The organism is uncultured Eubacterium sp. (assembly GCF_934561735.1).
In the GTDB taxonomy this organism is placed as follows: Bacteria; Bacillota; Clostridia; order Oscillospirales; family Acutalibacteraceae; genus Eubacterium_R.
Genome location: NZ_CAKTGT010000006.1, coordinates 91,292 through 116,347 on the forward strand (window position 1 = coordinate 91,292; position 25,056 = coordinate 116,347).

General features: G+C 41.7%; 26 protein-coding genes and 1 riboswitch. Of the genes, 4 read left to right on the forward strand and 22 right to left on the reverse strand.

The features are described 5' to 3' along the window. Positions 1-57: 57 nt before the first annotated feature. Positions 58-1,665, reverse strand: a complete 1,608-nt coding sequence (locus Q0E08_RS06385) for a DUF3048 domain-containing protein (protein ID WP_294778125.1) — start codon at positions 1,663-1,665, stop codon at positions 58-60. A gap of 175 nt (positions 1,666-1,840) precedes the next feature. On the opposite strand from Q0E08_RS06385, the gene Q0E08_RS06390 reads away from it, so the two are divergent. Then, positions 1,841-2,464, forward strand: coding sequence for a hypothetical protein (locus tag Q0E08_RS06390; RefSeq protein WP_294778127.1), 624 nt, complete (start codon positions 1,841-1,843; stop codon positions 2,462-2,464). A gap of 41 nt (positions 2,465-2,505) precedes the next feature. Then, positions 2,506-2,697: a hypothetical protein gene (locus tag Q0E08_RS06395; RefSeq protein WP_294778129.1), complete on the forward strand. Its 192-nt coding sequence runs from the start codon at positions 2,506-2,508 to the stop codon at positions 2,695-2,697. A 311-nt stretch (positions 2,698-3,008) separates the two neighbouring features. On the opposite strand, the gene Q0E08_RS06400 is transcribed toward Q0E08_RS06395, so the two are convergent. The 9 genes from Q0E08_RS06400 to Q0E08_RS06440 form a co-directional block, all read right to left on the reverse strand. Then, positions 3,009-3,350, reverse strand: coding sequence for a hydrogenase maturation nickel metallochaperone HypA (locus tag Q0E08_RS06400; RefSeq protein ID WP_294778131.1), 342 nt, complete (start codon positions 3,348-3,350; stop codon positions 3,009-3,011). Next, positions 3,350-4,018, reverse strand: coding sequence for a hydrogenase nickel incorporation protein HypB (gene hypB / locus Q0E08_RS06405; RefSeq protein ID WP_294778133.1), 669 nt, complete (start codon positions 4,016-4,018; stop codon positions 3,350-3,352). Before hypB ends, Q0E08_RS06400 begins: the two co-directional genes overlap by 1 nt. 53 nt (positions 4,019-4,071) lie before the next feature. Beyond that, positions 4,072-4,827, reverse strand: coding sequence for a hypothetical protein (locus Q0E08_RS06410; RefSeq protein ID WP_294778135.1), 756 nt, complete (start codon positions 4,825-4,827; stop codon positions 4,072-4,074). Between the two features lie 97 nt (positions 4,828-4,924). Further along, positions 4,925-6,538 (reverse strand): phosphoenolpyruvate--protein phosphotransferase, encoded by a 1,614-nt coding sequence (gene ptsP, locus Q0E08_RS06415; RefSeq protein WP_294778137.1) that lies wholly within the window; start codon positions 6,536-6,538, stop codon positions 4,925-4,927. Positions 6,539-6,584: 46 nt separating this feature from the next. Continuing rightward, positions 6,585-6,851, reverse strand: coding sequence for an HPr family phosphocarrier protein (locus Q0E08_RS06420; RefSeq protein ID WP_290907269.1), 267 nt, complete (start codon positions 6,849-6,851; stop codon positions 6,585-6,587). Positions 6,852-6,921: 70 nt separating this feature from the next. Next, positions 6,922-8,886 carry a fructose-specific PTS transporter subunit EIIC gene (locus Q0E08_RS06425; protein WP_294778140.1) on the reverse strand — a complete coding sequence of 655 codons (1,965 nt, stop codon included), beginning with the start codon at positions 8,884-8,886 and terminating at the stop codon, positions 6,922-6,924. 55 nt (positions 8,887-8,941) lie between these two features. Beyond that, on the reverse strand, positions 8,942-9,844 hold the full coding sequence (pfkB, locus tag Q0E08_RS06430; protein ID WP_294778142.1) for a 1-phosphofructokinase: 903 nt from the start codon (positions 9,842-9,844) through the stop codon (positions 8,942-8,944). 1 nt (position 9,845) lies between these two features. Then, positions 9,846-10,592: a DeoR/GlpR family DNA-binding transcription regulator gene (locus Q0E08_RS06435; RefSeq protein ID WP_294778144.1), complete on the reverse strand. Its 747-nt coding sequence runs from the start codon at positions 10,590-10,592 to the stop codon at positions 9,846-9,848. A gap of 325 nt (positions 10,593-10,917) precedes the next feature. Next, positions 10,918-12,276, reverse strand: a complete 1,359-nt coding sequence (locus Q0E08_RS06440) for a fibronectin type III domain-containing protein (RefSeq protein WP_294778146.1) — start codon at positions 12,274-12,276, stop codon at positions 10,918-10,920. Positions 12,277-12,384: 108 nt separating this feature from the next. Beyond that, positions 12,385-12,571: riboswitch (cobalamin riboswitch) on the reverse strand. Between the two features lie 71 nt (positions 12,572-12,642). On the opposite strand from Q0E08_RS06440, the gene Q0E08_RS06445 reads away from it, so the two are divergent. Both Q0E08_RS06445 and Q0E08_RS06450 read left to right on the forward strand, forming a co-directional pair. Beyond that, a complete protein-coding gene (locus Q0E08_RS06445; protein WP_294778148.1) occupies positions 12,643-14,727 on the forward strand; it encodes a glycoside hydrolase family 95 protein in 2,085 nt (694 codons plus the stop codon). Continuing rightward, positions 14,720-15,505, forward strand: coding sequence for an asparaginase domain-containing protein (locus Q0E08_RS06450; protein ID WP_294778150.1), 786 nt, complete (start codon positions 14,720-14,722; stop codon positions 15,503-15,505). The genes Q0E08_RS06445 and Q0E08_RS06450 overlap by 8 nt, the downstream gene beginning before the upstream one ends. A 96-nt stretch (positions 15,506-15,601) precedes the next feature. Here the strand turns inward: Q0E08_RS06450 and Q0E08_RS06455 are convergent, their stop codons facing one another. From Q0E08_RS06455 to Q0E08_RS06510, 12 genes are all read right to left on the reverse strand, one after another. Beyond that, positions 15,602-16,006, reverse strand: a complete 405-nt coding sequence (locus Q0E08_RS06455; protein WP_294778152.1) for a hypothetical protein — start codon at positions 16,004-16,006, stop codon at positions 15,602-15,604. Positions 16,007-16,220: 214 nt separating this feature from the next. Beyond that, positions 16,221-16,883, reverse strand: coding sequence for an HAD family hydrolase (locus Q0E08_RS06460; RefSeq protein WP_294778154.1), 663 nt, complete (start codon positions 16,881-16,883; stop codon positions 16,221-16,223). Further along, positions 16,861-17,679 carry a riboflavin kinase gene (locus Q0E08_RS06465; protein ID WP_294778156.1) on the reverse strand — a complete coding sequence of 273 codons (819 nt, stop codon included), beginning with the start codon at positions 17,677-17,679 and terminating at the stop codon, positions 16,861-16,863. The genes Q0E08_RS06460 and Q0E08_RS06465 overlap by 23 nt, the downstream gene beginning before the upstream one ends. Continuing rightward, positions 17,679-18,578, reverse strand: coding sequence for a tRNA pseudouridine(55) synthase TruB (truB, locus tag Q0E08_RS06470; protein WP_294778158.1), 900 nt, complete (start codon positions 18,576-18,578; stop codon positions 17,679-17,681). Before truB ends, Q0E08_RS06465 begins: the two co-directional genes overlap by 1 nt. Next, positions 18,575-19,525 (reverse strand): bifunctional oligoribonuclease/PAP phosphatase NrnA, encoded by a 951-nt coding sequence (locus Q0E08_RS06475; protein ID WP_294778160.1) that lies wholly within the window; start codon positions 19,523-19,525, stop codon positions 18,575-18,577. The genes truB and Q0E08_RS06475 overlap by 4 nt, the downstream gene beginning before the upstream one ends. Then, the gene (rbfA, locus tag Q0E08_RS06480) at positions 19,515-19,868 is read right to left on the reverse strand and encodes a 30S ribosome-binding factor RbfA (RefSeq protein WP_294778162.1); all 354 of its coding nucleotides are present in this window, start codon (positions 19,866-19,868) and stop codon (positions 19,515-19,517) included. The genes Q0E08_RS06475 and rbfA overlap by 11 nt, the downstream gene beginning before the upstream one ends. Before the next feature lie 51 nt (positions 19,869-19,919). Then, the gene (gene infB / locus Q0E08_RS06485) at positions 19,920-22,298 is read right to left on the reverse strand and encodes a translation initiation factor IF-2 (RefSeq protein ID WP_294778164.1); all 2,379 of its coding nucleotides are present in this window, start codon (positions 22,296-22,298) and stop codon (positions 19,920-19,922) included. Continuing rightward, a complete protein-coding gene (locus tag Q0E08_RS06490; RefSeq protein ID WP_294778166.1) occupies positions 22,282-22,620 on the reverse strand; it encodes a ribosomal L7Ae/L30e/S12e/Gadd45 family protein in 339 nt (112 codons plus the stop codon). The genes infB and Q0E08_RS06490 overlap by 17 nt, the downstream gene beginning before the upstream one ends. Continuing rightward, positions 22,610-22,879: an RNase P modulator RnpM gene (locus tag Q0E08_RS06495; protein ID WP_177662498.1), complete on the reverse strand. Its 270-nt coding sequence runs from the start codon at positions 22,877-22,879 to the stop codon at positions 22,610-22,612. Before Q0E08_RS06495 ends, Q0E08_RS06490 begins: the two co-directional genes overlap by 11 nt. Before the next feature lie 21 nt (positions 22,880-22,900). Then, on the reverse strand, positions 22,901-23,992 hold the full coding sequence (gene nusA / locus Q0E08_RS06500; protein WP_367118527.1) for a transcription termination factor NusA: 1,092 nt from the start codon (positions 23,990-23,992) through the stop codon (positions 22,901-22,903). A 40-nt stretch (positions 23,993-24,032) separates the two neighbouring features. Further along, positions 24,033-24,521, reverse strand: a complete 489-nt coding sequence (gene rimP, locus Q0E08_RS06505) for a ribosome maturation factor RimP (protein WP_294778169.1) — start codon at positions 24,519-24,521, stop codon at positions 24,033-24,035. Between the two features lie 120 nt (positions 24,522-24,641). Further along, the gene (locus tag Q0E08_RS06510) at positions 24,642-25,001 is read right to left on the reverse strand and encodes a hypothetical protein (protein ID WP_294778171.1); all 360 of its coding nucleotides are present in this window, start codon (positions 24,999-25,001) and stop codon (positions 24,642-24,644) included. Positions 25,002-25,056: the final 55 nt, after the last annotated feature.

The window sequence follows — 25,056 nt, forward strand, 5'->3', positions numbered from 1 at the left end:
AGGGCCTGTGCAAACCACCAGTTCAACTGGTGGTTATGATTATAATCATTTGAAAATTTACTGCTCATCGGTTGTGGAGGCGTCGGCGGTTGCTGCACCTGAAACCTCATAATATCCGCCGTGGTTGGATGAGCCGTAGCCGATGTATGACTTGCCCGGATTAAGAGTAACCTCATTACCCTGTGCGTCCTTCATCCAAAGCTTGCCGTTTTTAACGCCCCATGTAATTTCAACACAAGTGCCCTCGGAGCAAACAATTCCCTTGCCGCCCGACAACTTGTAATTGCAATAAGTTTCGCTGTTGCCGGCATGCTTGTAATTGTGTTTTACAATATACTCGGTTTCGTCAAGCAAGAAAATCAAATTTTCCCACTCAACACCCGAAGTGCCGTACTTTGAGTCAAAATCAGTTGTGGTGTACTTATGTTTTTCCGCATCGTATGTATACTTGCCGACCTTAGGGCAATAACCCTTTGACCATTTAAACGATACCTCTTTTGCCGCATCTGTTGAAAGTGCCTTTGCTTCTTCGTTAAACTGAAGCTTTGTAAACTTGCTTTCATTCAGTTTTAAATCAATCTTTGAATTTTTAAGCATATCGGCAGTATTGGCACCCATAAGGCAACCCGTATGCTCGATAGTGCTTGTTCTGCTCTTATCTCTGCGGAAATACGAACTTGATTCCGAAAAGCTCAAAAGATTGATGTGATCGATGTTTTCACTCTCAAACACCTCATCTGCGCCGACATAATTATCCTTTGAGTGAGAAAGTCCGGCATGAATAAACACGGCGTCAAAAAGCTGTGAAAAATGAATAAACGGAGGTCGTGCAGAGCGGGCAGGGCCGACCTGCTCAGGAACCTTGTTGTAATCTGCCCAGAACAAAAGCATTCTTGTTGAAAATTCGCTTTCGCCCTCAAGAACTATATCTGCATCTGCAAGTCCCCATTGCGGTCTGACGGATGAAGTTGAATACTCGTTTTCAACAACGACGGCAACAGGACGCTGTGTAAGTGCGTTTTCGTCATATCCCGTTTCGCCGGTAAGCGGATTAAGCGGACCGAGTTCCGATTTTTCGGTAATGGTTTCGGTAACTTTTTCCTTTGTTGTTTTAGGTTCTTCCGTATCTTTATTTGCAAAGAAATAAAAATATGCACCGACGCAGATTGCGGCAATAAGCACAACCACAATAAGAATAATCGCAACGGCTTTGCCTTTTTTCTTAGGCTTTTTATCACCGCCTGCGATATCGGACATATCTTTCATATCCGAAAAATAAACATTATCATCATCATTTTCTTCGGATTGAGAAGGTTCATCGGAACTGTCTGACAAATCCTCATCATTCTCAAAATAATTATCCTCAACCGTATTATCGGTTACTATTTGATTTGCCGGCGTAAAATCCTTTTCGTCATCAACAATCTCTTCGGTAATGTTAAACTCAGAATCATTATCAACGACCTTTTCCGCAACAGGTTCTGTTTTTTTGATTTTAACTTCTTCTTTAAGTGCTTCATTTTGAGAAGATTCTTCATCTGTTGCATCAACATCGATATGCAAACTGTTAAGAATATCCTCAAATTCATTTGAGTCCAAATCTTTTTTTGGAGATTTGTTATTTTTTATTTCATTAAGTATTTCTTCCAATTCGTTATCGTTCATAAAAAGTGTATTCCTCTCATAAAATAACAGATTAATTATACCACAATTGATGCAAATATCCACAAAAATTACTAAATTGTAACACTTTGCAAATAACTTTGGCACAAAATCATAACTATTGAAAAGAAAAATAATATGTTGTATAATATTTCTATCAAACAAAAGGGACGATATTATGCCTAAAACAATACCGATAATTATTGCAAACAACAGTATTCTTGTTAAAGAAAAAGAAAGCAATAAATTTGTAACTTTTAATATGCCGGGAATCGAAGCCGTGCCGAACATTCCGTTTTACCATCAATTTGCAAGCAAGATTTCGGAATGTCAGTATTACTTTAAAGAATTTATGCTCAAACTGTACGGTAAAAAAGTAACCAAATATGTATTTGCCATCATAGTGCCCGATGACACAACGGCACTTGAACATATTTTTATAAACGAGTTCTTTTTGCACAGTGATTCGTGCAAAGCGGTTGCCCAAACAACAATGGGTCAAACGCTGTCGAAAGCTCATACAAGGTACATTTCAATTTCCCGTTCAAACCGCAACATAATTTTGCAATACATAAACAATAACGAAATTCTTGCCGAAAAGCAATATGATACAAACTCATTTGACCCACAGCAAATCAAAGAAGACGCCAAACGGTTGCACATTGATGTGGAATACGCCGGTGCACCGATTTATGTAAATAATTTTAATATGAATATGGACGAATTTCTTGATATGGGACAAGTTGTAACCACCAAAGATTTTCTTGACAAAATCGCTCAAGTTGATGTTGAAAAAGCATAAAACGAACGCCTCTGCAAAAAATAATGCAGAGGTGATTTTTTATGAAAAAAGGCAAGAATGCCAACAACCAAAAAGACGATATGGACAACACAAAAGAAATAATCGATTTGCGAAAATTCTTCCATCCCGAGATGGTTCAGCTTGATGATAACGGCTCATACACCGGCATAACAAAAGAAACCTACTACGACGGAATATTGGAAGAACCTGTACAAGACGCAGACGATTTATAAAAATCAAAAAGGATGCCCGGGGCATCCTTTCAGACTGTCGATAAAGCTCCTGAACCACGCCAAAAATGTTTCAGCGAAACTTTGTAAGTGATAGGCTTATTTATCCCGAAATATTATCGTTTTAATAATACAGTCTAAAGAAAAGCACCGCAAGCATTGAGTTTGCGGTGCTTTTGGCGTTTTTCGTTTTTTACTCAGTCGAGGTACCATCGTACATCTTCCTTCGCAAGAAAACGAAATTCAGAACCTTTCTCAACAGCCTACAGCGTGTCGAAAATACTTTTTCGACACGCTCATCCTTTTATTTTTGGCTATTTTGCAATTATTTCTTTAATATCAAACTGTCGACCCGAAGTGATTTTGAGATTTGACGAGTGACAATGCGGACAATCGGGAGCAAAGGTTTTTACATGTCCTTCGTAACCGCATAAAAGGCATTTTGCCGTTGCGGGCATAACCTCGACCGTCATTTTTGCCGACGGATAATCCGTTGTGGGTGCCGCCGCAACCCAAGCTTCTTCAAGGAACTTGGGCACAACATCGCTCATTTCGCCCACCTGCAATACAATCTCATCAACTTCTGTAATGCCGTTTTCCTTTACAACTTCATCAACGGTTTTAACCACCTGATAAACAAGACCGAGTTCGTGCATCAGTTATTCCAATCGTTGATTTGCTTTCTTAGCCAATCAAACCACTTATCCATTCCCTCGCCCGTTTTGGCACTGACAAAGAAAATTTCTGCCTTTGGATTGAGTTTTTTAATTCTCTCAACAACAGCCTCGTCATCAAAATCAAAAACGCTTTTTGCATCAATTTTATTGATAAGAACACAATCGCAAATTGAAAACATAAGCGGATATTTAAGCGGCTTGTCATCGCCCTCGGGAACGGACAAAATCATTGCGTTTTTGCTTGCACCGGTGTCAAATTCGGCAGGGCAAACAAGGTTACCTACATTTTCAAGCACAACAAACTCAAAATCGCTTGCGTCAAAGCTGTCAAGACCTTGCTTTGTCATACCTGCGTCAAGGTGGCACATTCCGCCCGTGTGAAGCTGAATTGACTTTGCACCCGCTTCTTCGATAGCCTTTGCATCGACATCGGAATCAATATCCGCTTCCATAACTCCCATTTTGTATTCATCTTTAAGGGCCTTAATTGTTGCTTTAAGAGTTGTTGTTTTACCGGAACCCGGTGAGGACATAAGATTGAGCAAAAAAGTTCTGTCCTTTTTAAGTTGCTCACGAACCTTATCCGCTTCTTTATCATTATTGTCGAAAACCGACCTTTTGATTTCTATAACCTTAAATTCACTCATATCAAAGTAACCTTTCTGTTTGATAATACCATATTATTTTAACGCCACCGATATCAAGCGGTTACAGCGGCTTTATTTTTACGGCGAAGCGTAAAGTAAAACAATGCAAAAAAGCACAGATAAATCGCAATCCAGCAGTAGTGACTCAAGCTGATATGCTCCGACTTTATACCGTACACGCCGACAACTCCGATTTTACGAAGTATGTTGATAACAAGTGCCACAAACTCATAGCAGGCAACAAACCTAAATGTTACATAATTTGATTTGTATGCAACAACAAATATTGTTGCGGCGGCAACAGAATAAAATGCAAACTGTGAAAAATACAAAGCAAGCATACTCATATTCATTTGCGACATAAAATATATGCCGAGCTTGTTTGCGATTTCCACAAAAAACGGAACAACAACGGCACAGGCAAGCACCGGAATAAGTGCGATTTTTTCATTATCTTTTTGTTTCTTATACATTTTTATAATTATAATAACAAACACAATCACAGCCGCTTTTTGAAGCAGATAATAAAACATATCACCCGACGGTGATATTTCTTTAAGTGCCGATATTGACGGCGGCATCATCTTGTACCCGATAAGAGCGGAAAGCAACCCATAAAAAGGATTTTGTGCTTTTGATGAAATTGCACACACAACAACCGTGCAAGCGGCAAAAACGCTCAACAAAACAAAAGCGTTATTTGCATTTACTCTTATAGACACTTCAATAATTCTTTCTGCGGCATAACACATTGTAACCAAAGCAATCGACAATATGCACAGAATTTTATCCTGCTTTTCATTTGACATAAATTTCACCTCTTGCATTTAATTATAAGATAAAACAACAAATTTTACAAGAGAAAAAAGCGTCATTCAAAAGAACAACGCTTTTTGTAAAATTAAATTATTCATTGTTGCAAATATTTTTTCGGGTTTGAAGAATTGACGATGGAGTTACGCTGAATTCATCAAGTCCCCATTCGATAAGCTTTGGTATCAAGCGTTCGTCTGCCGCCGCTTCACCGCACATACCTACCTGAATGCCTGCCGCCTTGGCATTCTTAATTGTCATTTCTATTGCACGAAGCACCGCAGGCTGAAAAACATCATAAAGATAGCTGACATTTGCATTGCCTCGGTCAACCGCCATTGTGTAACCTGTCAAATCGTTTGTTCCTATAGAGAAGAATGCCGCTTCCTTTGCAAGCAAGTCCGAAATAATAGCCGCAGACGGAGTTTCTATCATAACGCCTACAGGAACTTCCCTGTAACGAAGTCCCTCGTTTTCGAGCTCGTCACAACATTCCTTAATCAAAGCCTTTGCCTGCTTAACTTCATCAACTGTTGTAACCAAAGGAAGCATGATTTTGATATTGCCGAATTGTGCCGCACGCAAAATTGCACGAAGCTGTGTTTTGTACAACTCCTTGTTGCCAAGGCAATATCTGATTGCACGGTAGCCCAAAAACGGATTATCCTCTTTTTCGATAGAAAGATAATCAATAGCCTTGTCACCGCCGATATCAAGGGTGCGGATGATAACCTCTTTGTTGTCCATAGCCTTTGCAACGGTTGAATAAGCCTCAAACTGCTCATCCTCCGTCGGCTGATGCTCTCTGTCCATAAAGAGGAATTCCGTGCGGAACAAACCTATACCCTCACCACCGTTTTGCACAACATTTTGTGCATCTTCGGCTTTGCCGATATTTCCGTAAACCTTTTTGACAACACCGCTTTTTGTAACGGTAGGTTTGCCGAAATATTCGTTGAGGCTTTCTCTTTCTTCAAGATAAGCCTGCTGCTTTGCGGAATATTCCTCAAGCTCCGCATCGCTTGGAGAAATAAACACCTTGCCCTTAAATCCGTCAACTATGAGCTGTTCGCCGTCGGCAATGCTGTCAACGGCACCGACAACCGACAACACCGCCGGTATACCCATCGCTCTTGCAAGAATTGCACTGTGGCTTGTTACACCGCCGACTTCCGTAACAATCGCCGAAACATTGTCCTTGTTGATTTGCGAAGTCATAGACGGGGTGAAATCCTTTGCGATAAGCACCGAATTTTTCGGCACCGCCGAAATATCAACAGCCTCCTCGCCAAGCAAAATTCTCAACAAGCTGTCCTTGATGTCTTTAATATCCGAAGCTCGTTGACGGGTAAGTTCGTCATCAACACCGGAGAACATATCGATAAACATTGAGCAAACCGTGTCAACGCCTGCCTCGGCTGTCATACCGCCGTCAATGTTTTCTTCCATTTGCGAAAGCATAAACGGGTCTTGAAGCATCACCAAATGACCCTCCAATATTTCTGCTTCCTTTTCGCCGGCACTCTGCTTCAAATTCTCGGCAAGTGCCTTGGTTTCTTCAACAAAGGTGTCAACTGCGGTGTGGAGTTTTTGCTTTTCCTCCTCTGCACCTGCATATTTCACCTGCTTGTAATCAAGGTTGCAATCCCTTATGACAACAGCCTTGCCTATTCCGTATCCACGGGAAGCACCGATACCCTTCAGCATAACATTTCCCCCTTTTTCTGTGTTGATTTGAATTGTTAAATCTTAATTATTCTTCACCGAAGCCGCTTTCAATAAGCTGTGTTGCCTCTGCAAGAGCAGCTTCTTCATCTGCGCCAGAACATTCAACAGTGATTTCACTGCCGCACTTGATGCAAGCCGCCATAATGTTCATAATGCTTTTGCCGTTAATCTTTTTGCCTGCCATTTCAATTTCAACATCTGACGCATACTTTGTCATTTCTGTTACAAAAACATTTGCGGGACGCATATGAAATCCCATTTTATTTTTTATTGTAAAAGTCTTTGATACCATAATAGTTACCTCTTATTTCTCCGTAACGGGAGGGATAATCCCTCCCGTTTGATATTTTGTTTTGTAGTTTTTACGCCTTTTTCTTTGCTGTAAGTGCCTTGAGCAATGTAAGAACAACTCCGCCGAGAAGTGAACCTGCTACAAGAGCGACGATATAAAGAAGAGGGTGATCGCAAACTGCGAATGTGAAGATTCCGCCGTGAGGTGCAGGACAGGTTACATGGAACACTGCTGTAAGTGCACCTGCGAGTGCAGAGCCGACCATACAAGACGGGATAACTCTGAGCGGGTCAGATGCAGCGTAAGGGATTGCGCCCTCTGTGATGAAGCAAAGACCCATAAGATAGTTAACAGGACCACTCTTGATTTCTTCTTCAGTCCAGAACTTCTTTGCAAATGTTGTTGAAAGAGCGATTGCAATAGGAGGAACCATACCGCCAATCATAACAGCCGCCATAATCCAAGTGTTGCCGTCTGCAATAGCCGCTGTGCCGAATACATAAGCTGCCTTGTTGAAAGGACCGCCCATATCGGTTGCCATCATTGCGGCAAGAACGATTGAAAGAAGAATTTGGCTTGTTTCACCGAGTGATGAAAGTCCGTTTGAAACCGCTGTGTTAAGGAAACCGATAGCAGGATTGATGAGGCACATCAACGCACCTACAAGGAAAGTACCAAACAACGGATAGAGGAATACAGGCTTGATACCGTCCATAGCTTTTGGAAGCCACGAAAATACTTTTTTAAGAAGATTTACGATAAGACCTGCTGCGAAGCCGGCAAAAAGTGCACCGAGAAAACCCGAAACAGCCGTTGAATCGCCAACCATATTTTGATTTTCGAACATAGAATTAAAGGTGTAGCCCTGTGCGGCAATCATACCGCCGATCATACCCGGAAGCAAGCCCGGTCGGTCTGCAATTGATTGAGAGATATAACCTGCAAGAACAGGAAGCATAAAGCCGAATGCAACCTTACCAATCCAAAACGGAACGGAAGCCGCAAAGCTTGTGAAACCGAATGAACCGTTTGCCGAACCGTCAGGCAATGTGGCGTTGCCCATAAGCGTATCAATTAGGAAGCCGAGTGCGATAAGAACACCGCCGCCTACAACGAACGGAAGCATATGCGAAACACCGTTCATAAGGTGCTTATAAATCTTGTGGCCGAAGCTTTCCTTTTCCAAATCATCATCGGCAGAAGCAGTTGCTCCGTCCTCTTCGTGATAAACGGGAGCTTTGCCGTCAACAATTCTTTGAATAAGTTCTTCAGGCTTGTTGATACCGTTTGAAACAGAAGTTTTTACAACAGGCTTGCCGTCAAATCTTGCCATTTCAACATTTTTGTCTGCGGCAATGATAATACCGTCACAATTTGCGATTTCCGCCTTTGTGAGCACATTCTTTGCACCGCCCGAGCCGTTTGTTTCGGCTTTAAGAGGATAACCCATCTTTTCGCCTGCCTTTTCCAAAGCTTCGGCTGCCATATAGGTGTGAGCAATACCCGTAGGGCACGCTGTTACCGCAAGGATTCTGTAGCCGTCCTTTTTAGGAGTTTCCGCTACCGCCTCTTCCGGATACTTTTCCGCCTCTTTTTTGTCGATTATCTGCAAAAATTCTTCAGGCGTTTGTGCGTTGCGAAGTGCGTTACAAAACTCAGGTTCCATAAGCATAACCATAAGCCTTGAAAGAATTTCAAGATGCAAGTCGCCGTCCATAGGTGCGGCAATCATAAAGAAAATATCAGACGGTTTTCCGTCAGGTGATTCATAATCAACGCCACCCTTAACCGTAATTGCGGACAAACCCGGAACTTTTACGCTGTCACTCTTTGCGTGAGGCACCGCAATGCCTTCGCCGATAGCTGTTGTTCCCTGCTCTTCACGGAGCAAAATTGCCTCCTTGTAAGCCTTTGCGTCGGCTAAATTACCGACAGTTTCGTGAAGCGATACCATTTTGTTAATGGCATCGTCTTTTGTTGCAACCGATGTATTAAGTTCAATAGCACCGATCTTCAGCAAATCAATTATTTTCATAATTGTCCCTCCCGATAAATTATTTTATATTTTCAGCATTTTTTAAATGCTCTAATTACATAATGTCAAAAATATGTTTTATTTCATCTGCTGTTGCAAGTTCCTCTGAAAATGCGGTTGCATTGCCGCACGCCGCACCCAATTTAAGTGCATAGGCATAATCTTTTTTGTTGATATATCCGGCAACAAAGCCTGCAACCATACTGTCGCCGCAACCTACTGAATTGACCACCTTACCGTCAACATTGCCGAATGTTGTTACCTTGCCGTTTTCGTCAATCAGCATTGCTCCGTCCTTTGCCCTTGAAACAAGCACATTTCTTGCGCCCATTTCCTGAACTTTTTTGGCATACTTAACTATATCCTCCTCGGTTTTTGTTTCAACTCCGAACAAATCGCCGAGTTCGTGATGATTAGGTTTTACCAAAAACGGTTTGTAAGGCAAAACATTTTTCAGCAAATCGCCCGTTGCGTCAACCACAAAATTGACATTTCGTTTTTGCAATCTTGCCAAAATTCTCTCATAAATATCATCGGGCAAAGTGCTTGGTATTGAGCCTGCAAGCACCAAATAGTCGTCCTCTTTGATGTCGTCAAGTTTTTCCATCAGCTCGCCGATTTCCTGTTCGCTGATGTCAGGACCTTGTGCATTTACATCAAGTTCCGTGTCTGCCTTTATCTTGACATTGATTCGGGTTTGACCTTCTTTGAGCCTGTTGAAATCACAATCAATGCCCTCCTCAACAAGCATTTGCTCAAGCTTTCTGCCCGTAAAGCCTGCCACAAAACCGAGTGATTTGTTGTGAACACCGAGCCTTGTCAAAATCACCGACACATTAATGCCTTTTCCGCCGTAATAAATTTCCTCACTCACAGAACGATTTATGTCGTCATACCTGAGTTTTCCGACTTTCATAACATAATCAAGTGCCGGATTCAATGTAATCGTATAAACCATATCACACTACCTCCTTTATAACCGTTCGTTCCTTAATTGCCTCGTCATCGCATTTGTCGCAGACAATACAAACCGCATCAATCGGTGCAAAAGTCACCGCCGAAACCTTGCCGAATTTTGAACTGTCTGCCAACACATAAGTGACAAAGCTTTTTTCAACAGCAACCGCTTTCAGCATCGCCTCATCGGTGTCCGGAGTTGTACAGCCTTGCTTTTCGCTGACTCCGTTTGTGCCGATGAACGCCTTTGAAAAGTTGTACTTTTGCAAATTTTTTGCCGCCGCAAGACCTATAATTGCATCCGTAGTCGCCTTAACCTCGCCGCCGACAATGAATGCTTTGCAACCAACCTGTGCAAGTTTTTTGCCATGTGAAATTCCGTTTGTGACAAAAGTCGCCTTTGAGCCCTCGAGATAATCTATCATCAAATAGGTTGTTGTGCCTGCGTCCAAAAAAACGAAGTCGTCATCATTGATTTGCTCTGCGCAATATTTGGCAATCAAGGTTTTTTCATTGATGTTTTTCAAAAACTTTTCTTCGTTATTATCCTCGTTATTTACAAATTCCTGAGATAAAACCGTTGCACCGCCGTGTACCTTGTTTAGCTTTCCCAAATTTGAAAGTGCTACCAAATCTCGCCTGATTGTACTTTCCGAGGTGTCAAATTCTTGGCTTAGCTCTGTTACACTTGCCGAGCCTTTGTGAAGTACTAAATCTAAAATTTTTTGTCGTCTTTCCTGTGTAAGCATTTTCAATCACCTCGGGTTCACTTTCTACTTGAATTATAGCAATTCAATCAAATTCGGTCAATAGCAATCAATAACTTTCGGCACATTTGCATAAATTTGCTCCTTTTGTTGTTCAAATTACACTATTACAAAAATAAAAATGCCCACTTTTGACCGATTTTATTCATTCGGTCACAAAAGTGAGCATTTTGATTTAACCCTTCAGTCGCACATAAAGTGCGACAGCTTTACTGCGTAGACGCCCCCTTTTGTCTGCGTTGCAGACATTTCCCCCGATTAACGGGGGAATCACCTTACAACAAGAGGAGCCTTAATTTGGATTTAATTATTTAGTTTTAACCTTTCGTACGGTTGACCACTTTGAGTATACCTTTTTGCCGTTCTTTATTTTGTATGAACGAACACGAACATAGTATACCTTTTTAGCTTTGAGCTTTTTAATCTTAACCTTTGTTGATTTTTTGCTTACCTTGAAGGTCTTTTTGTTCTTTGAGAACTTCTTGTTTGTTGCGATTTGAACCTGATAAGCAGAAACACCGGCAACTTTTTTCCACTGTGCCGTGATTGACTTTTTACCTGTTGAAATCTTTTGAACCTTTGTTTTTGCAGGTTTTGATGCCGAAGTTGTTGTTTGAGAAGTTGAAGGCTTTGTAGGTTTGGTTGCAGGCTTTGGAACATTTTGAGTCGGAGAAGCCGTTTTCTTTGAGCCGCAAACGGTGCAAATGCCGTTTGTGTTAAAATTATGATAAATTTGAGTTGCGTCAAAATACGGAAGTGCTCTCAAAACATCTGTTGTTGCATATGTGTTTTCTGCCAACGCTCCTGTGTTCCAATCAAGTGCCAAAAATACACCGTCATTTGTTTTGCTTTCAAAGTTTGAAACAAGAAGTTTGTATGCGTTGTAAGCATAATCATACTCACCTACGGAAGAATAAGCCATAATTACATATGCTGTAGAATCAGCATTTTCGCTTGTTGTATACTTATCGTCCGAATAGTAGCCCTTGTCTTTTTTGTACTTTTCAATCAATTTGAGTGCATCGTTAACCTTTTCGGAAAGAGCAAGTTTGTAAGGTGCAACCGATGCAACAAACATTGCCGTGTTATCACATGAACAGCCGTAATAATCAAAGCCCGAACCGATTTTGTAGCTTTGTGCCATTTGATTTGCAAATGCCAAGCCCAAAACATCGTTTTTGATATTCACGCAAGCTTCAATGATACATCTGTAAAAATACGGATTTGAAACGGTTTGATTTGTTTTTGCAAAATTTTCAAATGTTTCTTTAAGATTGTAGCCGTTGTAGTTTGTTACATCTTTGCCTGCGATTGTCAAAATGTCAATGGCAACGGCATAGTAAACAAGATTTTCGCTGTCTGCGGTTTCGTTCTGCTGTCTTGCCATAATCTTGCCGTTGTTGGCTTTGAGATTTGCATCAAGTGCCGTGAGATATGTTGAAACATCTCCGCCTGCCTTTGCAAGTGTGTGAACAGTGTAAGAATTTGCCACGGTTTGTTCAATATTTAGGAACTTAATTGCTCCTTTAATATCGGAATTTACGCTGCTTTGTACAGCTGTTGCCTCTGCTGTTGTGATTTTTGCCGTTTCGGCAAGAGCAGTAAACGGAACTACTGCCGAGAAAATCATAACAACCGATAACAAAATTGATAACAGTTTTTTCATTATTTTTACCTCCTTATAAACAAAAAAACTCTGTGTGTAGACAGAGAATGCAAAAGGGTATAGTAATCCCGTACTATACTGTATTTTCTTGCTTTCCCGTTGCCCAAAAGCGAAAATTAAGCTTAAAACTCGTCTCCCGACTTATGATATAGCAAAGCTTGATTTTGCACCTTCTCGTTTTACCGATGGCATTGCAAAATCTTCATCAAATACGGTAATGGCGGTTGCTCGGGATTCTCACCCGATTCCGTTTGATTTAAGCCATTTCTACTTGATTATACACCAAAATACCTATTTGTCAATAAAGTCTTGAAATATAATGTTATATATAATAAAATAATATTAATAATATGTGAGGTATAAGATATGAAAAATATTTTATTTTACAAGAAAAAAGCAAAGGCTTGGGAGGAGGCACTTCCTGTCGGCAACGGCAGAATAGGTGCAATGGTGTTTGGCAACCTAAAAACAGAAAGAATTGCCCTCAATGAGGACAGCCTGTGGTCGGGTTATCCAAAGGATTTGAACAAAAAAGATTCCGGCAAATACCTTGAGCCGCTCAGAAAAGCCATCTTGTCGAGCGACCGCAAAACGGCAAAAGAAATTGCAAACAGAGATTTTCACGGTCACTGGAGCGAGGCTTATCTTCCGTTCGGCGACCTTAACATTGAATATTCAAAATCAACCAAAAAAGGTTACGAGCGTACACTCGACCTTGAAAAGGGCTTGTCAATCACAAAAAGCGACTTGCTCACTCAAACGGTTTTTGTAAGCTGTCCGTCACAGCTTTTGGTGGTTAATGTCAAGGCAAACGAACCGATAAGTGCAAGAGTTCAGCTTTTCAGCAAACTTCATCACAAGTGTTATACGGATGAGGATATGCTTGTTATCGAGGGCAAAGCTCCCGAGATTTGTATGCCGCCTTACTACAACACGGGCAATGTGTTTGATTATGGCGAAGGCGGAATGAGTTTTGCGGGTGCAGTCAAGGTACTTGGCACGGCAACCTTTGACGATGATGCAATAGTGATTACAAACCAAACAGAATTCACTCTTTTGGTGTCGCTTGCAACAAACTTTGTTGATTTCAAATCAATGCCGGAGGGTGACCCGCTTGAAAAGGCAAAGGAATATTTTGTAAACATCAGACCTTACAATGAACTTTTGCGTGAACACACAGATGATTTTTCCGAACTGTTTAGCAGAGTTGATGTTGATTTTGGCAGTGAGAGAGCAGATGTTCCGACAGATAAAAGATTAAAGCAATTCAAAAAAGGTGCGGATGACAACAATCTTATTGCGCTTCTTTTCCAATACGGCAGATACCTCACTATTTGCTGTTCTCGTTCCGGCACACAGGCAATGACGCTTCAGGGCATATTCAACCCTCATTTGCGTGCTCCGTGGTCATCAAGCTACACAACAAACATCAACACCGAAATGAATTACTGGTGCACGGATATTTGCAACCTTTCGGAATGTTTTGACCCGTTCTTTGAACAAGTCAAAAAAATGTGCATAAACGGTGAAACAACTGCAAAAGATTACTACAACTGCGGCGGTTCGGTTGCACACCACAACAGTGACATCTGGGGTGCAAGCTATCCTGCCGGCGACCCAATCGGCAAAACAGATGCCGAAAGTTACGCTTATTGGCAAAGTTCACTTCCGTGGATGCTCAACGAAGTTTTTGAGCACTATCGCTACACAAAAGACGAGCTTTTGTTTGAAGAAATGAAGCCGTATTTTGAAAAGGTGCTCAATTTCTACAAAGATTATCTCTTTGAATTTGAGGGCAATTTGGTTACCTGTCCGTCAAGTTCACCCGAAAACACTTTCAACGACAACGGTCAGCGTGGTTGTTTGACATATATGCCGACAATGGACATCGGTATTCTTCAGGAATTCTTCCAAAACTGCAAGGAATTCGGTTTTGACACTCCTGAAATTCCAAATATCCCTATCGGTTCTGACGGCAGAATCAACGAATGGGCTAAGGAATACGACGAAACAGAAGTCACTCACCGCCATGTGAGCCATCTTTACTGCGTTTATCCGTCGGCTGTTGAACAGCCAAACAAAGTCAGAGAGGCTGCAAAGAAATCACTTTTGAAGCGTGGTTTTGACGGCACAGGCTGGGCACTCGGCTGGAAAGTTTGCCTTTGGGCAAGGCTTGATGAGGCTGAAAACGCATTGAAGCTCATCAAAAATCAACTTCGACCAATCAATCCGAGAGGTTTGAAGCGTCCGGGAGGCGGAAGCTATCCGAATATGTTTGACGCCCACCCGCCGTTTCAAATTGACGGCAACTTCGGCGTTGCGGCAGGCATTGCCGAAATGCTCGTAAGAGGTGCAATTCCAAAGGAATGGTCGGGTTATGCAAAAGGTATCAAGTGCAAGGACGGCACAGAGCTTAACATTAAGTTTGACAAAGGCGAGATTTATGAATAAAATTCTTGTAATCGGCTTGGGCGGAACTATCGGGAGTGTTGCAGGCGAGAGCATTTCGCTTGACGACAACTGCCTGAAAATCCTAAGCGTTACGGAACACAAAAATGTGTTATTTGAAGGCATTTCTCCGTTCAAGGTGCTCAGCGAAAATATGACAAAAGAACTTTGGCAGAAACTGATAAATTACCTTGACAGCATTGATTTTTCAAAATACAAGGGCGTAATCATTCTCCACGGAAGCGACACTCTTGCGTTTACATCGGCTATTATTGCCAATGCGTTTGCCGACAAAAACATTGTTCTTGTTGCCTCCGACAAACCTGTTGAAAATCCGCTGAGCAACGCAAAGGCTAATTTTGATGCCGCCGTTGCTCATCTGTTAAGCGGCAAAAGCGGAGTGTATGTTTCGTATAACGGAATAAAAAGGGCAAACTGCATCACAAGTGCCGACATCAATGACGAGTTCAGGGCTATTTCTCACTACCCTGCTCCGACAGGCAAGAAAAAAATCAGCAACAAAAATGTACTGATAATAAAGCCCTATGTTTCAATGGATTTGGGTGCTTACAATCTTGATAATGTTGATGAGGTGCTTATTGAAATGTACCACTCTGCAACCGTGCCCGACAATGCAAAGGAATTTGCAAAATCGCTCAACATTCCATATCATTTTGTAACCCACAAAATGAGTGCCGACTACGAAACCGCACAGGATATTGAAAACATCATCTTCGGCACAACGATTGAAAATGCGTATGCAATGAGCATACTTGAATAATCGGCTGACATTTAAGAAAAAAGAACCGTTTCACCTTTTACAGTGAAGCGGTCCTTTTTATATATTGTATGGAGAAAAATGAAAAATTCAAATTATTTATGCAACATCAATATACGATACTTCCTCGCTGTACTCGTCGCTCAACGCAAGGTGAATATCAACGCCGGTGTTGTTTGAAAGGTTTTTTAATATATCAATGAAGTCGTCAATGTTAGAATTTTTACAAAAATCGTCACAATTTGTTGCATCAACAAAAATATCGGTTATGTCATAATTTCCGGCACAAATTCCTGCAAAGAAGCCGTACAACTGCCATGCAGATGTTATATCATACTGCTTCAAATCAATATGTCTGACCGACAAAGGAAGAATTTTTGAAGTTTTACTTCCGTATTCGGCAAACACAACATTGCCCTTGCTTTGCTGAGCTGTGTAAATTGCGGTTTCGGTCAACATTCTTGTTTTTCCTGTTCCTTTTTGTCCTGAAATGTAATCTAACATATTCATTTTCCTTTCTGTATTTTGGTTGTATTATAAGGTTCGTTCCTAACCTTTGACTTTATAATACCCGCAAAATACGAATTGACAAAGAACAAATTTTAAATCTACTGTAAAAAGAATATTAATTGACTGTTACGAAAACAATCATTCCCCACAGTCGCAAAAAAACACAACAGCTCCCCTAAATGCCGAAACAAGGGAAGCTGTTGTAATTCTATACATATTTTAACACATCAATAATATCGGTAATCACAGGCACATCGGAACGCAAATCCTTGTCCTTGAACCAACCGAAGTTCATACGGATTGCCCTCATACCTGCCGAAAGTGCACCCTGAATATCATTAATCGGGTGATCGCCGACATAAATACATTCGCTCGGTTGCACTCCGAGTCGTTCAGCCGTAATCTCAAAAAGTCGTGGGTCGGGCTTATGCACGCCCTCGTCACCGCTTACAACCACAATATCGCACAACGGACGAAGTCCGCTCATATCCATTTTGTGATTTTGGAGAATTGACGGTCCGTTTGTAATCACTCCCGTAAGGTAACCCCTTGCACGAAGTTCCCTCAGAAGCGGCACGGAATTTTCAAATATAACATTGTAATCACCGAAATTGACATCATAGTGATTTGCAAGAACAGTCGGGTCGGGAGCGTTTTCCCATCCCCACATTTTTATAAGTTCGGTACACCATTCAACACGGTTGACATAACCGCCGTTGCCTGTGTCCTCCATATCCCTTTTGCGTTTTTCTCTTTCTTCTGCCGACAAATCGGGCAAAAATTCATCAAGAAAAGCGTAAGCGTATTTTTCAAAAGCCTTTGTTCTGTCCTGCAAAGTTTCGTCAAAATCAAATAATACTGCTTTTGTCATAATCAAGTTGTTTTTTGAGTTCTTCAACATTTTTGAAGATTTTTTCCTCTCGTTTGTAATCGATAAGTTCTACCCTCACGGTTTTGCCGTAAAGGTCGCCGCTGAAATCGAAAATATGAGTTTCGCAAAGCGGCTTGTCAACCCTCCAGGTAGGGCGAATTCCGATGTTTGTAAAGGACTTGTACTCCTTGCCGTCAACAAAGGTTCTGCTTTCGTACACGCCGTACTTAGGCACAACAAGTCCGTTCGGCAGATGTTGATTTATGGTTGGAAATCCGATTGTTCTGCCCCTTTGGTCACCGCCGATTACCTCATTTTCAAATGTAAAATTATAGCCCAACATCTCATTTGCGTCTTTAATCTCGCCGTTTTTTACGCATTCTCTGATTCTCGTTGAGCTAATCGGCAAATCCTTGTAGTCAAGGTGTTCCAAAATACGCACCCAAACATCTTTTGCCTCAAGATACTTTCTCATATCCATAGCGTTCCACGATGCGTTTTTGCCGAATTTAAAATTAAATCCGCACAAAACAATTCCTGCGTGAAATCCGCCTATCAAAATGTTGTCAATAAATTCCTCGCCGCTCAAATTCTTTATATCATCAAAAGACGCAAAAACGGCATTTGGATAACGCTTTTCAAAAATACTTTTTTGAAGAAGTGAAAATTTGTTGTTTACGCAGAAAATTATAACTTTTTCGGCACCGGTGGTAACGGTTTGATGTGCACGGTGCATACCGTCAAAATCGCCGAGCGCAACCGCAATTCTCTGCTTTTTGTTATTGTCTGTATTCATTATTCTCTAACGGACAAAATGCGAAGAACCTTTAGTTCCTCACCCTGTCTTTGTCCCAATCCTAAAAATTCGTTTTTATCACTGTAAACCGCACATATTTCATCAGGCATAATATTCTTTTGCACTCGGTTAATATCAAGTGCTCCGCCGTTGAAAAATCTTGTAGACTGTGCAGGAGATACTCTCACCTTTTTGTAGCAATCAAACATTCTTTCAATGTCGATAAGAACATCATCAAAACCTTTGCCGCTGTCCTTACGCTCCTGAAGTTCTGCCAAAGTTACGCAATCCGACAAATCAAAGCCCATTGCCTTTGTGCGAACAAGTTCTGTCATAACCGCACCGCAACCGAGTTTTTTGCCTATATCGTCAATGAGCGAGCGGATATAGGTGCCCTTACTGCAAAGGACATCAATTTGATAGGTGTGCTCTTTGTCGTCAAAAGCAACCAATTCAAGTTCCTTGATTTCAACCTTGCACGCTTCACGCTCCACGGTTTTGCCCTCTCTTGCAAGGTCATAAAGACGCACTCCGTCCACGCTTTTTGCACTGAACATAGGCGGAATTTGATCTATAACACCGACAAAATCACGCATCACCTTTTTGACATCATCAACCGAAACCGCAACCTCGCTTTGCGAAGTCACCTCACCGGTAATATCCAAGGTGTCCGTTGTCAAGCCGAGTTTAAAGGTTGCACGGTAGCCCTTGTCGCTGTCGGGCAAAAAATTCAAAAACCTTGTTGCTCCGCCGAACATCACAGGCAAAACACCTGTTGCCATCGGGTCAAGAGTTCCTGTATGGCCCGCCTTTTTCTCGCCTGTTATGCCTCGAAGTTTTGCAACAACGCCAAAAGAGGTTATGTCTTTTTCTTTGTTTACACAAATTATTCCCGTCATATGTGCAATAATTCCTTTGATTTTTCAACAAGCTTTTTTGTTGCGGTTTTAACATCGCAATCAAATCTGCAAGCCGCCGCCTGCTTGTGACCTCCGCCACCGAAAGCCGCCGCAAGTTCTGCCGCATTTACGCTCTCGTATGTTCTGATTGAGCATTTGCAGGTACCGTCTGCCTTTTCGCGGATAGTTAAACCGATTTCCACGCCCTCAATTTGACGGGTAAGCGGAGGCAACGGTTCCGTGTCAAGTTCTGTGGTGCCTGTCTTTTTGTACATCTCATTCGTTACGGTAAGAATGCACACTCTTTCATCAAGGAAAAACTGCATACCCTCAATGGCAAGACGCTCCAAAGCGGCAAATTTTTTCGTCTTTGTTTCAAACATAACACGGTTGATATAGCCGTTATCCGCACCGAGGTCAATAAGCTCTGCCGCAGAACGGTAAGTGTTTGATGTTGCCGACGAATACTTAAAGCAACCTGTGTCTGTTGTTATACCTGTATACAGGCAGTCAGCCATCTTTTTGTCAATATCAACACCGAGTGCTTTAATAACTTTAAGTATAATTTCGCAGTTTGCCGCCGCATCCGCATTAAGCAATAAATACTTTGCGTAATTTGTATTCGTGCCGTGGTGGTCGATGCACAAATCCACTTTTCCGCCATAGATGTTCTGAAGTCCGCCGAGAAGGTTTTCCGTAGCAACATCAACAGCAATAATATACTTTTCGTCAAACTCCTGAACCTCTATGTCGTTATAAAGATATTCATATTTTGTCGGAATAGGATCATCACAAATAAGTTTTGCCTTTTTGCCCATTTTTTGCAAAGCACGAAGCAGTGCGTATCCGCTTCCCAAGGTATCACCGTCAGGATGAGCGTGGCAGAGAATTGTGAAGCAATCCTCTTTTTTGAGCAAACCTGCACACTTTTCAACATTAATCTTCATTTTTAGCTTCTATACCCTTTAGCTTATCAAAAAGCTCCATTCCTTTTTCGATAGAATCATCCGCAACAAAGCGAAGCTCGGGTGTTTTGCGAAGGTGAAGCGATGAGCCGAGACGACCGCGAATAAATCCCTGTGCCGCCTTTAAGCCTTTAACCGCTTCTTTAGCCTTTTCAACGCCCTCAAGAGCACTGATGTACACCTTTGCATAGCTTAAATCGTTGCTGACATCTACCTTAACAACCGTGAGCATACCGCTTACTCTCGGGTCTTTGACCTCACGGAGAATAGCAATAAGTTCTCTTTTTATATCTTCTGTAATTCTGTCTATTCTGTATCCTGCCATAAATCCTCCCTACGACTGTTAAGAAAGCTTTATTTGGCTTTGTCAACAGTCTTAATCTCTGTATTCTTCTACAATGTAAGCCTCAAAAATATCGCCTGCCTGAATGTCATCAAAACCTGCAAGGCTGATACCGCATTCATAACCCGATGATACTTCCTTAACTTCATCCTTAAATCTCTTGAGGTTTGCAATATCAACATCGGCAATTTGCTTGTCGTTTCTCATAACACGAATCTTACCGCCACGTTTGATGTTACCCGATGTAACAACGCAACCTGCAATAGTACCTGCCGAAGAAATTTTGTAGACCTCACGAACTTCTGCGGCACCTGTGTCTACATCACGATACTTAGGTGCTCTCATACCACGCATAGCGTTTTCAATATCTTCAATAGCGTCATAGATGATATCGTAAGTTTTGATTTCGATACCGTCACGGTTTGCACTTTCCTGTGCGATTGGGTCAACGCCTACAGCAAAGCCTACAATGATAGCATTTGATGCGTTTGCAAGCATAACATCACTTTCGTTAACCGTACCTACGCCGCCATGGATAATCTTAACTCGAACTTCGTCATTTTCAATCTTGAGAAGTGACTGCTTAACAGCTTCAACCGAACCTTGAACATCAGCCTTAACAATGATATTGAGGTCTTTGAGTTCGCCCTCGTGGAGAGTGTCAAACAATGTGTCAAGAGTAACCTTTTGGAATGCCTTGAATTCTTCTTCCTTAGCCTCCGCCTTACGCTGTTCAACAAGCTGACGGGCAAGTTTTTCATCCGATACGGCATTGAAGAGGTCACCGCTCATAGGAACATTGTCAAGACCCATAATTTCAACAGGAACAGACGGACCTGCCGAATTTATCTTTTTGCCCTGGCAGTCAACCATCGCTCTTACCTTACCTACGGCTGTACCTGCAACGATAACATCACCTGCATTGAGAGTACCGTTTTGTACAAGAAGTGTTGCAATAGGGCCTCTGCCCTTGTCAAGCTTTGCTTCAATAACAACACCCTTTGCGGTTCTGTCCGGATTAGCTTTAAGCTCGCACATTTCTGCAACAAGGTTAATTGTTTCAAGAAGCTTGTCGATACCCATCTTTGTTTTAGCCGAAACAGGAACACAGATAACATCGCCGCCCCATTCTTCCGGAACAAGTTCGTGCTCTGTGAGCTGCTGCATAACTCTGTCGGGATTTGCACCCTCTTTATCCATCTTGTTGATGGCAACAATAATTTCTACGCCTGCTGCCTTTGCGTGATTGATAGCCTCAATAGTCTGCGGCATAATACCGTCATCTGCGGCAACAACAAGAACGGCAATATCCGTGCTCATTGCACCTCTTGCACGCATTGCGGTAAATGCGGCGTGACCCGGTGTATCAAGGAAAGTAATAACCTGTTTATCAGGAGTTACTACCTGATAAGCACCGATAGCCTGTGTAATACCGCCGGCTTCGGTTGATGTAACGGATGTGTTACGAATAGCATCAAGAATAGATGTTTTACCGTGGTCAACATGACCCATAACGCAAACAACCGGTGGGCGTGTAACTGCGTTTTCATCGTTTTCGTCCTCTGCCTCGATAATCTGCTCTTCGATTGTAACAACAACCTCTTTTTCAACCTTTGCACCAAGTTCTGTTGCAACGATTTCGGCTGTATCGTAGTCGATAACCTCGTTAACCGATACCATCATACCGAGTTTCATAAGTGCCTTGATTACTTCATTGGCGGCAAGACGAAGACGTGAAGCAAGTTCGCCTACTGTGATTTCGTCACCGACTGTAATCTTGATTTGTTGCTTCTTTCTCTGCTCTGCAATACGGGCAAGACGCTGTGCCTCTGTTTCTTTCTTTGAACGGGCGTGCATACCCTGAGGCTTCTTCTTTCTGTACTGCTTTGATTTTTGATTAAGCTTTTGCTTTTTCTGATAATCGTTTACTGTATTTGCAGGAGAAATATCTTCGTACTTCTGATTATACTTTTCAAGGTCAACATTGTTAACCCTTGTATCAATGTGGCGAGCCTCGCCCTTTGTTCTTGCCTGAGGAGCCTGCTCTGCCTTTTTCTTTGCTTTTTCTTCCGCTCTCTTTGCGGCTTGCTCAGCCATCTGAAGAATAGCGGCTTGACTCTGACGCTTCTTGTTTTTAGCATCGTCCTTAGGGTCAGCCTCTTTCTTTGCTTCCTTTTTAGGTGCCGCCTTCTTTTTTGGAGCAGCCTTTTTCTGTGCAAAGTAGCTATCAAAATTGCTTACGCTGTTTGCTTGTGTAAGTTTATCAAAAAGGATGTTAAGTTCATCCTCGCTGAGTGCAGTTGCAGCTTTTTTTGCAGGACCTTCGCAGTATTGGTCAAGTACTTCGATAATTTCTTTGTTTTGCTTTCCGAAGTCTTTTGCAACATCGGAAACCTTAATCTTTATTACCATACTCGTTTTCCTCCTGATTAATTAATTCTTTTATTCTGCCGGAAAAGTTAATGTCGTTAACCGTAATAACTCCCGCTTTGTAGCCCAAAGCTCTGTGGATGTCGTTTATCGTTTCGGGAATGATTTTAACGGCAACATCATGTTTTGACTTTTGTATGCTTACCTCAAATTCATCAATGAGTCGCTTTGAAGCATCCGATGCAAAAATCACAAGGTCGGTTTTATGTTCCATAACGGATTTAACCGTCATATCGTGACCCATTGAGAGTTTACCCGCTCTTCTCGCCATTCCCAGCATTGAGAGATATTTTTTATTCGGCATTTGAAATTTCTTCTTCCATTTTATCGTATACGCTGTCCTCTATTTTCATAGAAAACGCTCTTTCAAAGGCACGCTTTTTTCTTGCTTTTTTTAAGCAGTCTGCGTTTTTGCAAACATAAGCACCTCTGCCGGCTTTTTTGCCCGTGAGGTCAAGGCTGACTTCTCCGTCGGGGCCTTTAACCACTCTTACAAGTGTACGCTTGTCAAACATTTCGCCGCAGCCCGTACACATTCTCATAGGTACTTTTTTGGTTTTCATAAGCTATCACCTTTGTTATAATTATTCTTCGCTGTCGCTTTCTTCAAGAGCAGTTTCGGACTCACCCTCATAGAAACCCGATTCAGGCTTGATGTCAATCTTCCACGATGTAAGCTTTGCGGCAAGGCGAACATTTTGACCCTTATTACCGATTGCAAGTGAAAGCTGATCGTCCGGAACGGTTGCTCTGCAAGACTTTGCTTCTTCGTCAAGAATTTCAACGGAAATTACATCGGACGGTGCAAGTGCGGCAGAAACAAACTCTGCCGGGTCTGTGCTGTACTTAACAATATCAATCTTTTCACCGCCGAGAGCATCAACAACATTTGAAACTCTCTGACCCTTAGGACCGATACATGAACCTACTGCGTCTACATTTTCGTCCTTTGAATATACGGCAATCTTTGTACGGGAGCCTGCCTCACGGGAAACGCTCATAATCTCGATTGTACCGTCAAAAATTTCAGGAACTTCTGTTTCAAAAAGGCGTCTTACAAGACCAGGGTGAGTTCTTGAAATCATAACCTTTGGACCTTTGCCCATATCCTTAACATCAACAACAAAAATCTTTGTCATCTGACCTTCAACAAATGTTTCGCCCGGAACCTGCTCTGCCTTTGGAAGAACAGCTTCGCTGTGGCCGATTTCAAGGTAAACATTACCTGTTACAGGGTCAACCTTGTTAACCTTTGCAGAAAGAAGCTCTTGGTTCTTGCTCTGGAACTCTTCAAGCATCTTTCCTCTTTCCGCTTCACGGATACCCTGACGGATAACATGCTTTGCGGTTTGAGCAACAATTCTGCCAAAATCTTTTGTCTTGAGCGGAATATCAATTGTTTTGCCGACCTTTGCACTCTTGCGAATAAGCTGAGCCTGCTCAAGAGTGAGGTCTGTATCAGGGTCTTCAATCTCTTCAACAACATTTTTGGTTACATAAACCTTAATGCTCATTTTATCCGGGTCAATGTCGCAATGTACAATGTCTTTGCCGTTGTAATCGTGCTTTGCGGCAACAATAATTGCGGCAGAAATTTTTTCGTAAAGATAATCTTCCGGAATTCCTTTTTCAGCTGTAAGCATTTTTACTGCTTCAAAAAATTCTTTGTTCATCATTTTTTCCTATTCATCCTTTCGGTATAAAATTTAAAATAAATTACATTTCCTGTGAAAAATCATTTATATCAAAATCATCAAGTTTAACATAAGAAGTGTCTTTTTTGTTAACCGTAACGCTTTGACCGTCCTGAAGTTCAACGGTAATTTCTTTGTTTTCGTATTTAACAAGTTTTCCGTTAAAATCACGAACGCCGTCAATCGCTCTGATTGTCCTCATCATAACGGGTGAGCCGATATACTTTTCAAAGTGCTCGTCTTTCACAAGCTCTCTTTCAACTCCCGGTGAGCTTACTTCCATCATATAGCTCTGAGAAATCGGGTCTGCCTCGTCAAGCGGTTTTGATATTGCGTGGGTAAAATCAACGCAATCGTTCATATCTATTCCGCCGTCTTTGTCGATAAAAATACGCAAATACCAATCCGAGCCTTCCTTTGCAAACTGAATGTTCCAAATGTCATATCCCATTTCTTCCGCAAAAGGCTTGATAATTTCTTCAACCCTTTGCACTGTTGTAGGCTTTGCCAAGTTAACACCTCCTCGGACCGCTTTGCAGTCCCCTACAATAAAAAGAAGCGAACCCGTTGGGTTCACCTCACTTTGGTTTACATTCGATTAATATATATTATATATTATAATTTATATTTGTCAAGTATTTTGTTGCAATTTAAGGCACTTTACCACCGTAGGAACAAGCATTGCAAAGCCAAAAGGCACCGACAGCACCACCATAGGTATGCAAAACACCACCATAAGCACAATTTGCTTTGTTGTCAACTCATCGATTCTGATAAATCCCACGCAAAAACCTGTAAGCGACGACACGGGAACAAGAGCACAAATAATCGACAAAAGCACCTTTTCGCCAAACGACATTGCGATATTTATATCATCTCTGCCCGAAACGGCAACAACCAAAATCAAAGTCAGTCCGAAAAATGCAACAAAGGTTATCAAAGTGCCGGCTAAAAATCTTTTTGCCGTCTTTTTACTCCAATTTTTATACATAAAACCAACCGTTCTTTCAAATAAATTCATACTTCTTAAATAATAACAAATTAAG

Excerpts from the sequence above, each read along its gene's own strand:
- Q0E08_RS06385 (WP_294778125.1), bottom strand. The coding sequence starts at position 1,665 with ATGAACGATAACGAATTGGAAGAAATACTTAATGAAATAAAAAATAAC.
- rbfA (WP_294778162.1), bottom strand. The coding sequence starts at position 19,868 with ATGGCAGGATACAGAATAGACAGAATTACAGAAGATATAAAAAGAGAA.
- Q0E08_RS06425 (WP_294778140.1), bottom strand. The coding sequence starts at position 8,886 with ATGAAAATAATTGATTTGCTGAAGATCGGTGCTATTGAACTTAATACA.
- Q0E08_RS06465 (WP_294778156.1), bottom strand. The coding sequence starts at position 17,679 with ATGAATACAGACAATAACAAAAAGCAGAGAATTGCGGTTGCGCTCGGC.
- Q0E08_RS06455 (WP_294778152.1), bottom strand. The coding sequence starts at position 16,006 with ATGTTAGATTACATTTCAGGACAAAAAGGAACAGGAAAAACAAGAATG.
- Q0E08_RS06490 (WP_294778166.1), bottom strand. The coding sequence starts at position 22,620 with ATGCCGAATAAAAAATATCTCTCAATGCTGGGAATGGCGAGAAGAGCG.
- truB (WP_294778158.1), bottom strand. The coding sequence starts at position 18,578 with ATGACGGGAATAATTTGTGTAAACAAAGAAAAAGACATAACCTCTTTT.
- Q0E08_RS06495 (WP_177662498.1), bottom strand. The coding sequence starts at position 22,879 with ATGAAAACCAAAAAAGTACCTATGAGAATGTGTACGGGCTGCGGCGAA.
- Q0E08_RS06450 (WP_294778150.1), top strand. The coding sequence starts at position 14,720 with ATGAATAAAATTCTTGTAATCGGCTTGGGCGGAACTATCGGGAGTGTT.
- Q0E08_RS06460 (WP_294778154.1), bottom strand. The coding sequence starts at position 16,883 with ATGACAAAAGCAGTATTATTTGATTTTGACGAAACTTTGCAGGACAGA.
- infB (WP_294778164.1), bottom strand. The coding sequence starts at position 22,298 with ATGGTAATAAAGATTAAGGTTTCCGATGTTGCAAAAGACTTCGGAAAG.
- Q0E08_RS06400 (WP_294778131.1), bottom strand. The coding sequence starts at position 3,350 with ATGCACGAACTCGGTCTTGTTTATCAGGTGGTTAAAACCGTTGATGAA.
- Q0E08_RS06440 (WP_294778146.1), bottom strand. The coding sequence starts at position 12,276 with ATGAAAAAACTGTTATCAATTTTGTTATCGGTTGTTATGATTTTCTCG.
- nusA (WP_367118527.1), bottom strand. The coding sequence starts at position 23,992 with ATGATGAACAAAGAATTTTTTGAAGCAGTAAAAATGCTTACAGCTGAA.
- Q0E08_RS06395 (WP_294778129.1), top strand. The coding sequence starts at position 2,506 with ATGAAAAAAGGCAAGAATGCCAACAACCAAAAAGACGATATGGACAAC.
- hypB (WP_294778133.1), bottom strand. The coding sequence starts at position 4,018 with ATGAGTGAATTTAAGGTTATAGAAATCAAAAGGTCGGTTTTCGACAAT.
- Q0E08_RS06475 (WP_294778160.1), bottom strand. The coding sequence starts at position 19,525 with ATGAAGATTAATGTTGAAAAGTGTGCAGGTTTGCTCAAAAAAGAGGAT.
- ptsP (WP_294778137.1), bottom strand. The coding sequence starts at position 6,538 with ATGCTGAAGGGTATCGGTGCTTCCCGTGGATACGGAATAGGCAAGGCT.
- Q0E08_RS06420 (WP_290907269.1), bottom strand. The coding sequence starts at position 6,851 with ATGGTATCAAAGACTTTTACAATAAAAAATAAAATGGGATTTCATATG.
- Q0E08_RS06510 (WP_294778171.1), bottom strand. The coding sequence starts at position 25,001 with ATGTATAAAAATTGGAGTAAAAAGACGGCAAAAAGATTTTTAGCCGGC.
- pfkB (WP_294778142.1), bottom strand. The coding sequence starts at position 9,844 with ATGGTTTATACGATTACATTGAATCCGGCACTTGATTATGTTATGAAA.
- Q0E08_RS06445 (WP_294778148.1), top strand. The coding sequence starts at position 12,643 with ATGAAAAATATTTTATTTTACAAGAAAAAAGCAAAGGCTTGGGAGGAG.
- Q0E08_RS06410 (WP_294778135.1), bottom strand. The coding sequence starts at position 4,827 with ATGTCAAATGAAAAGCAGGATAAAATTCTGTGCATATTGTCGATTGCT.
- Q0E08_RS06435 (WP_294778144.1), bottom strand. The coding sequence starts at position 10,592 with ATGCTTACACAGGAAAGACGACAAAAAATTTTAGATTTAGTACTTCAC.
- Q0E08_RS06390 (WP_294778127.1), top strand. The coding sequence starts at position 1,841 with ATGCCTAAAACAATACCGATAATTATTGCAAACAACAGTATTCTTGTT.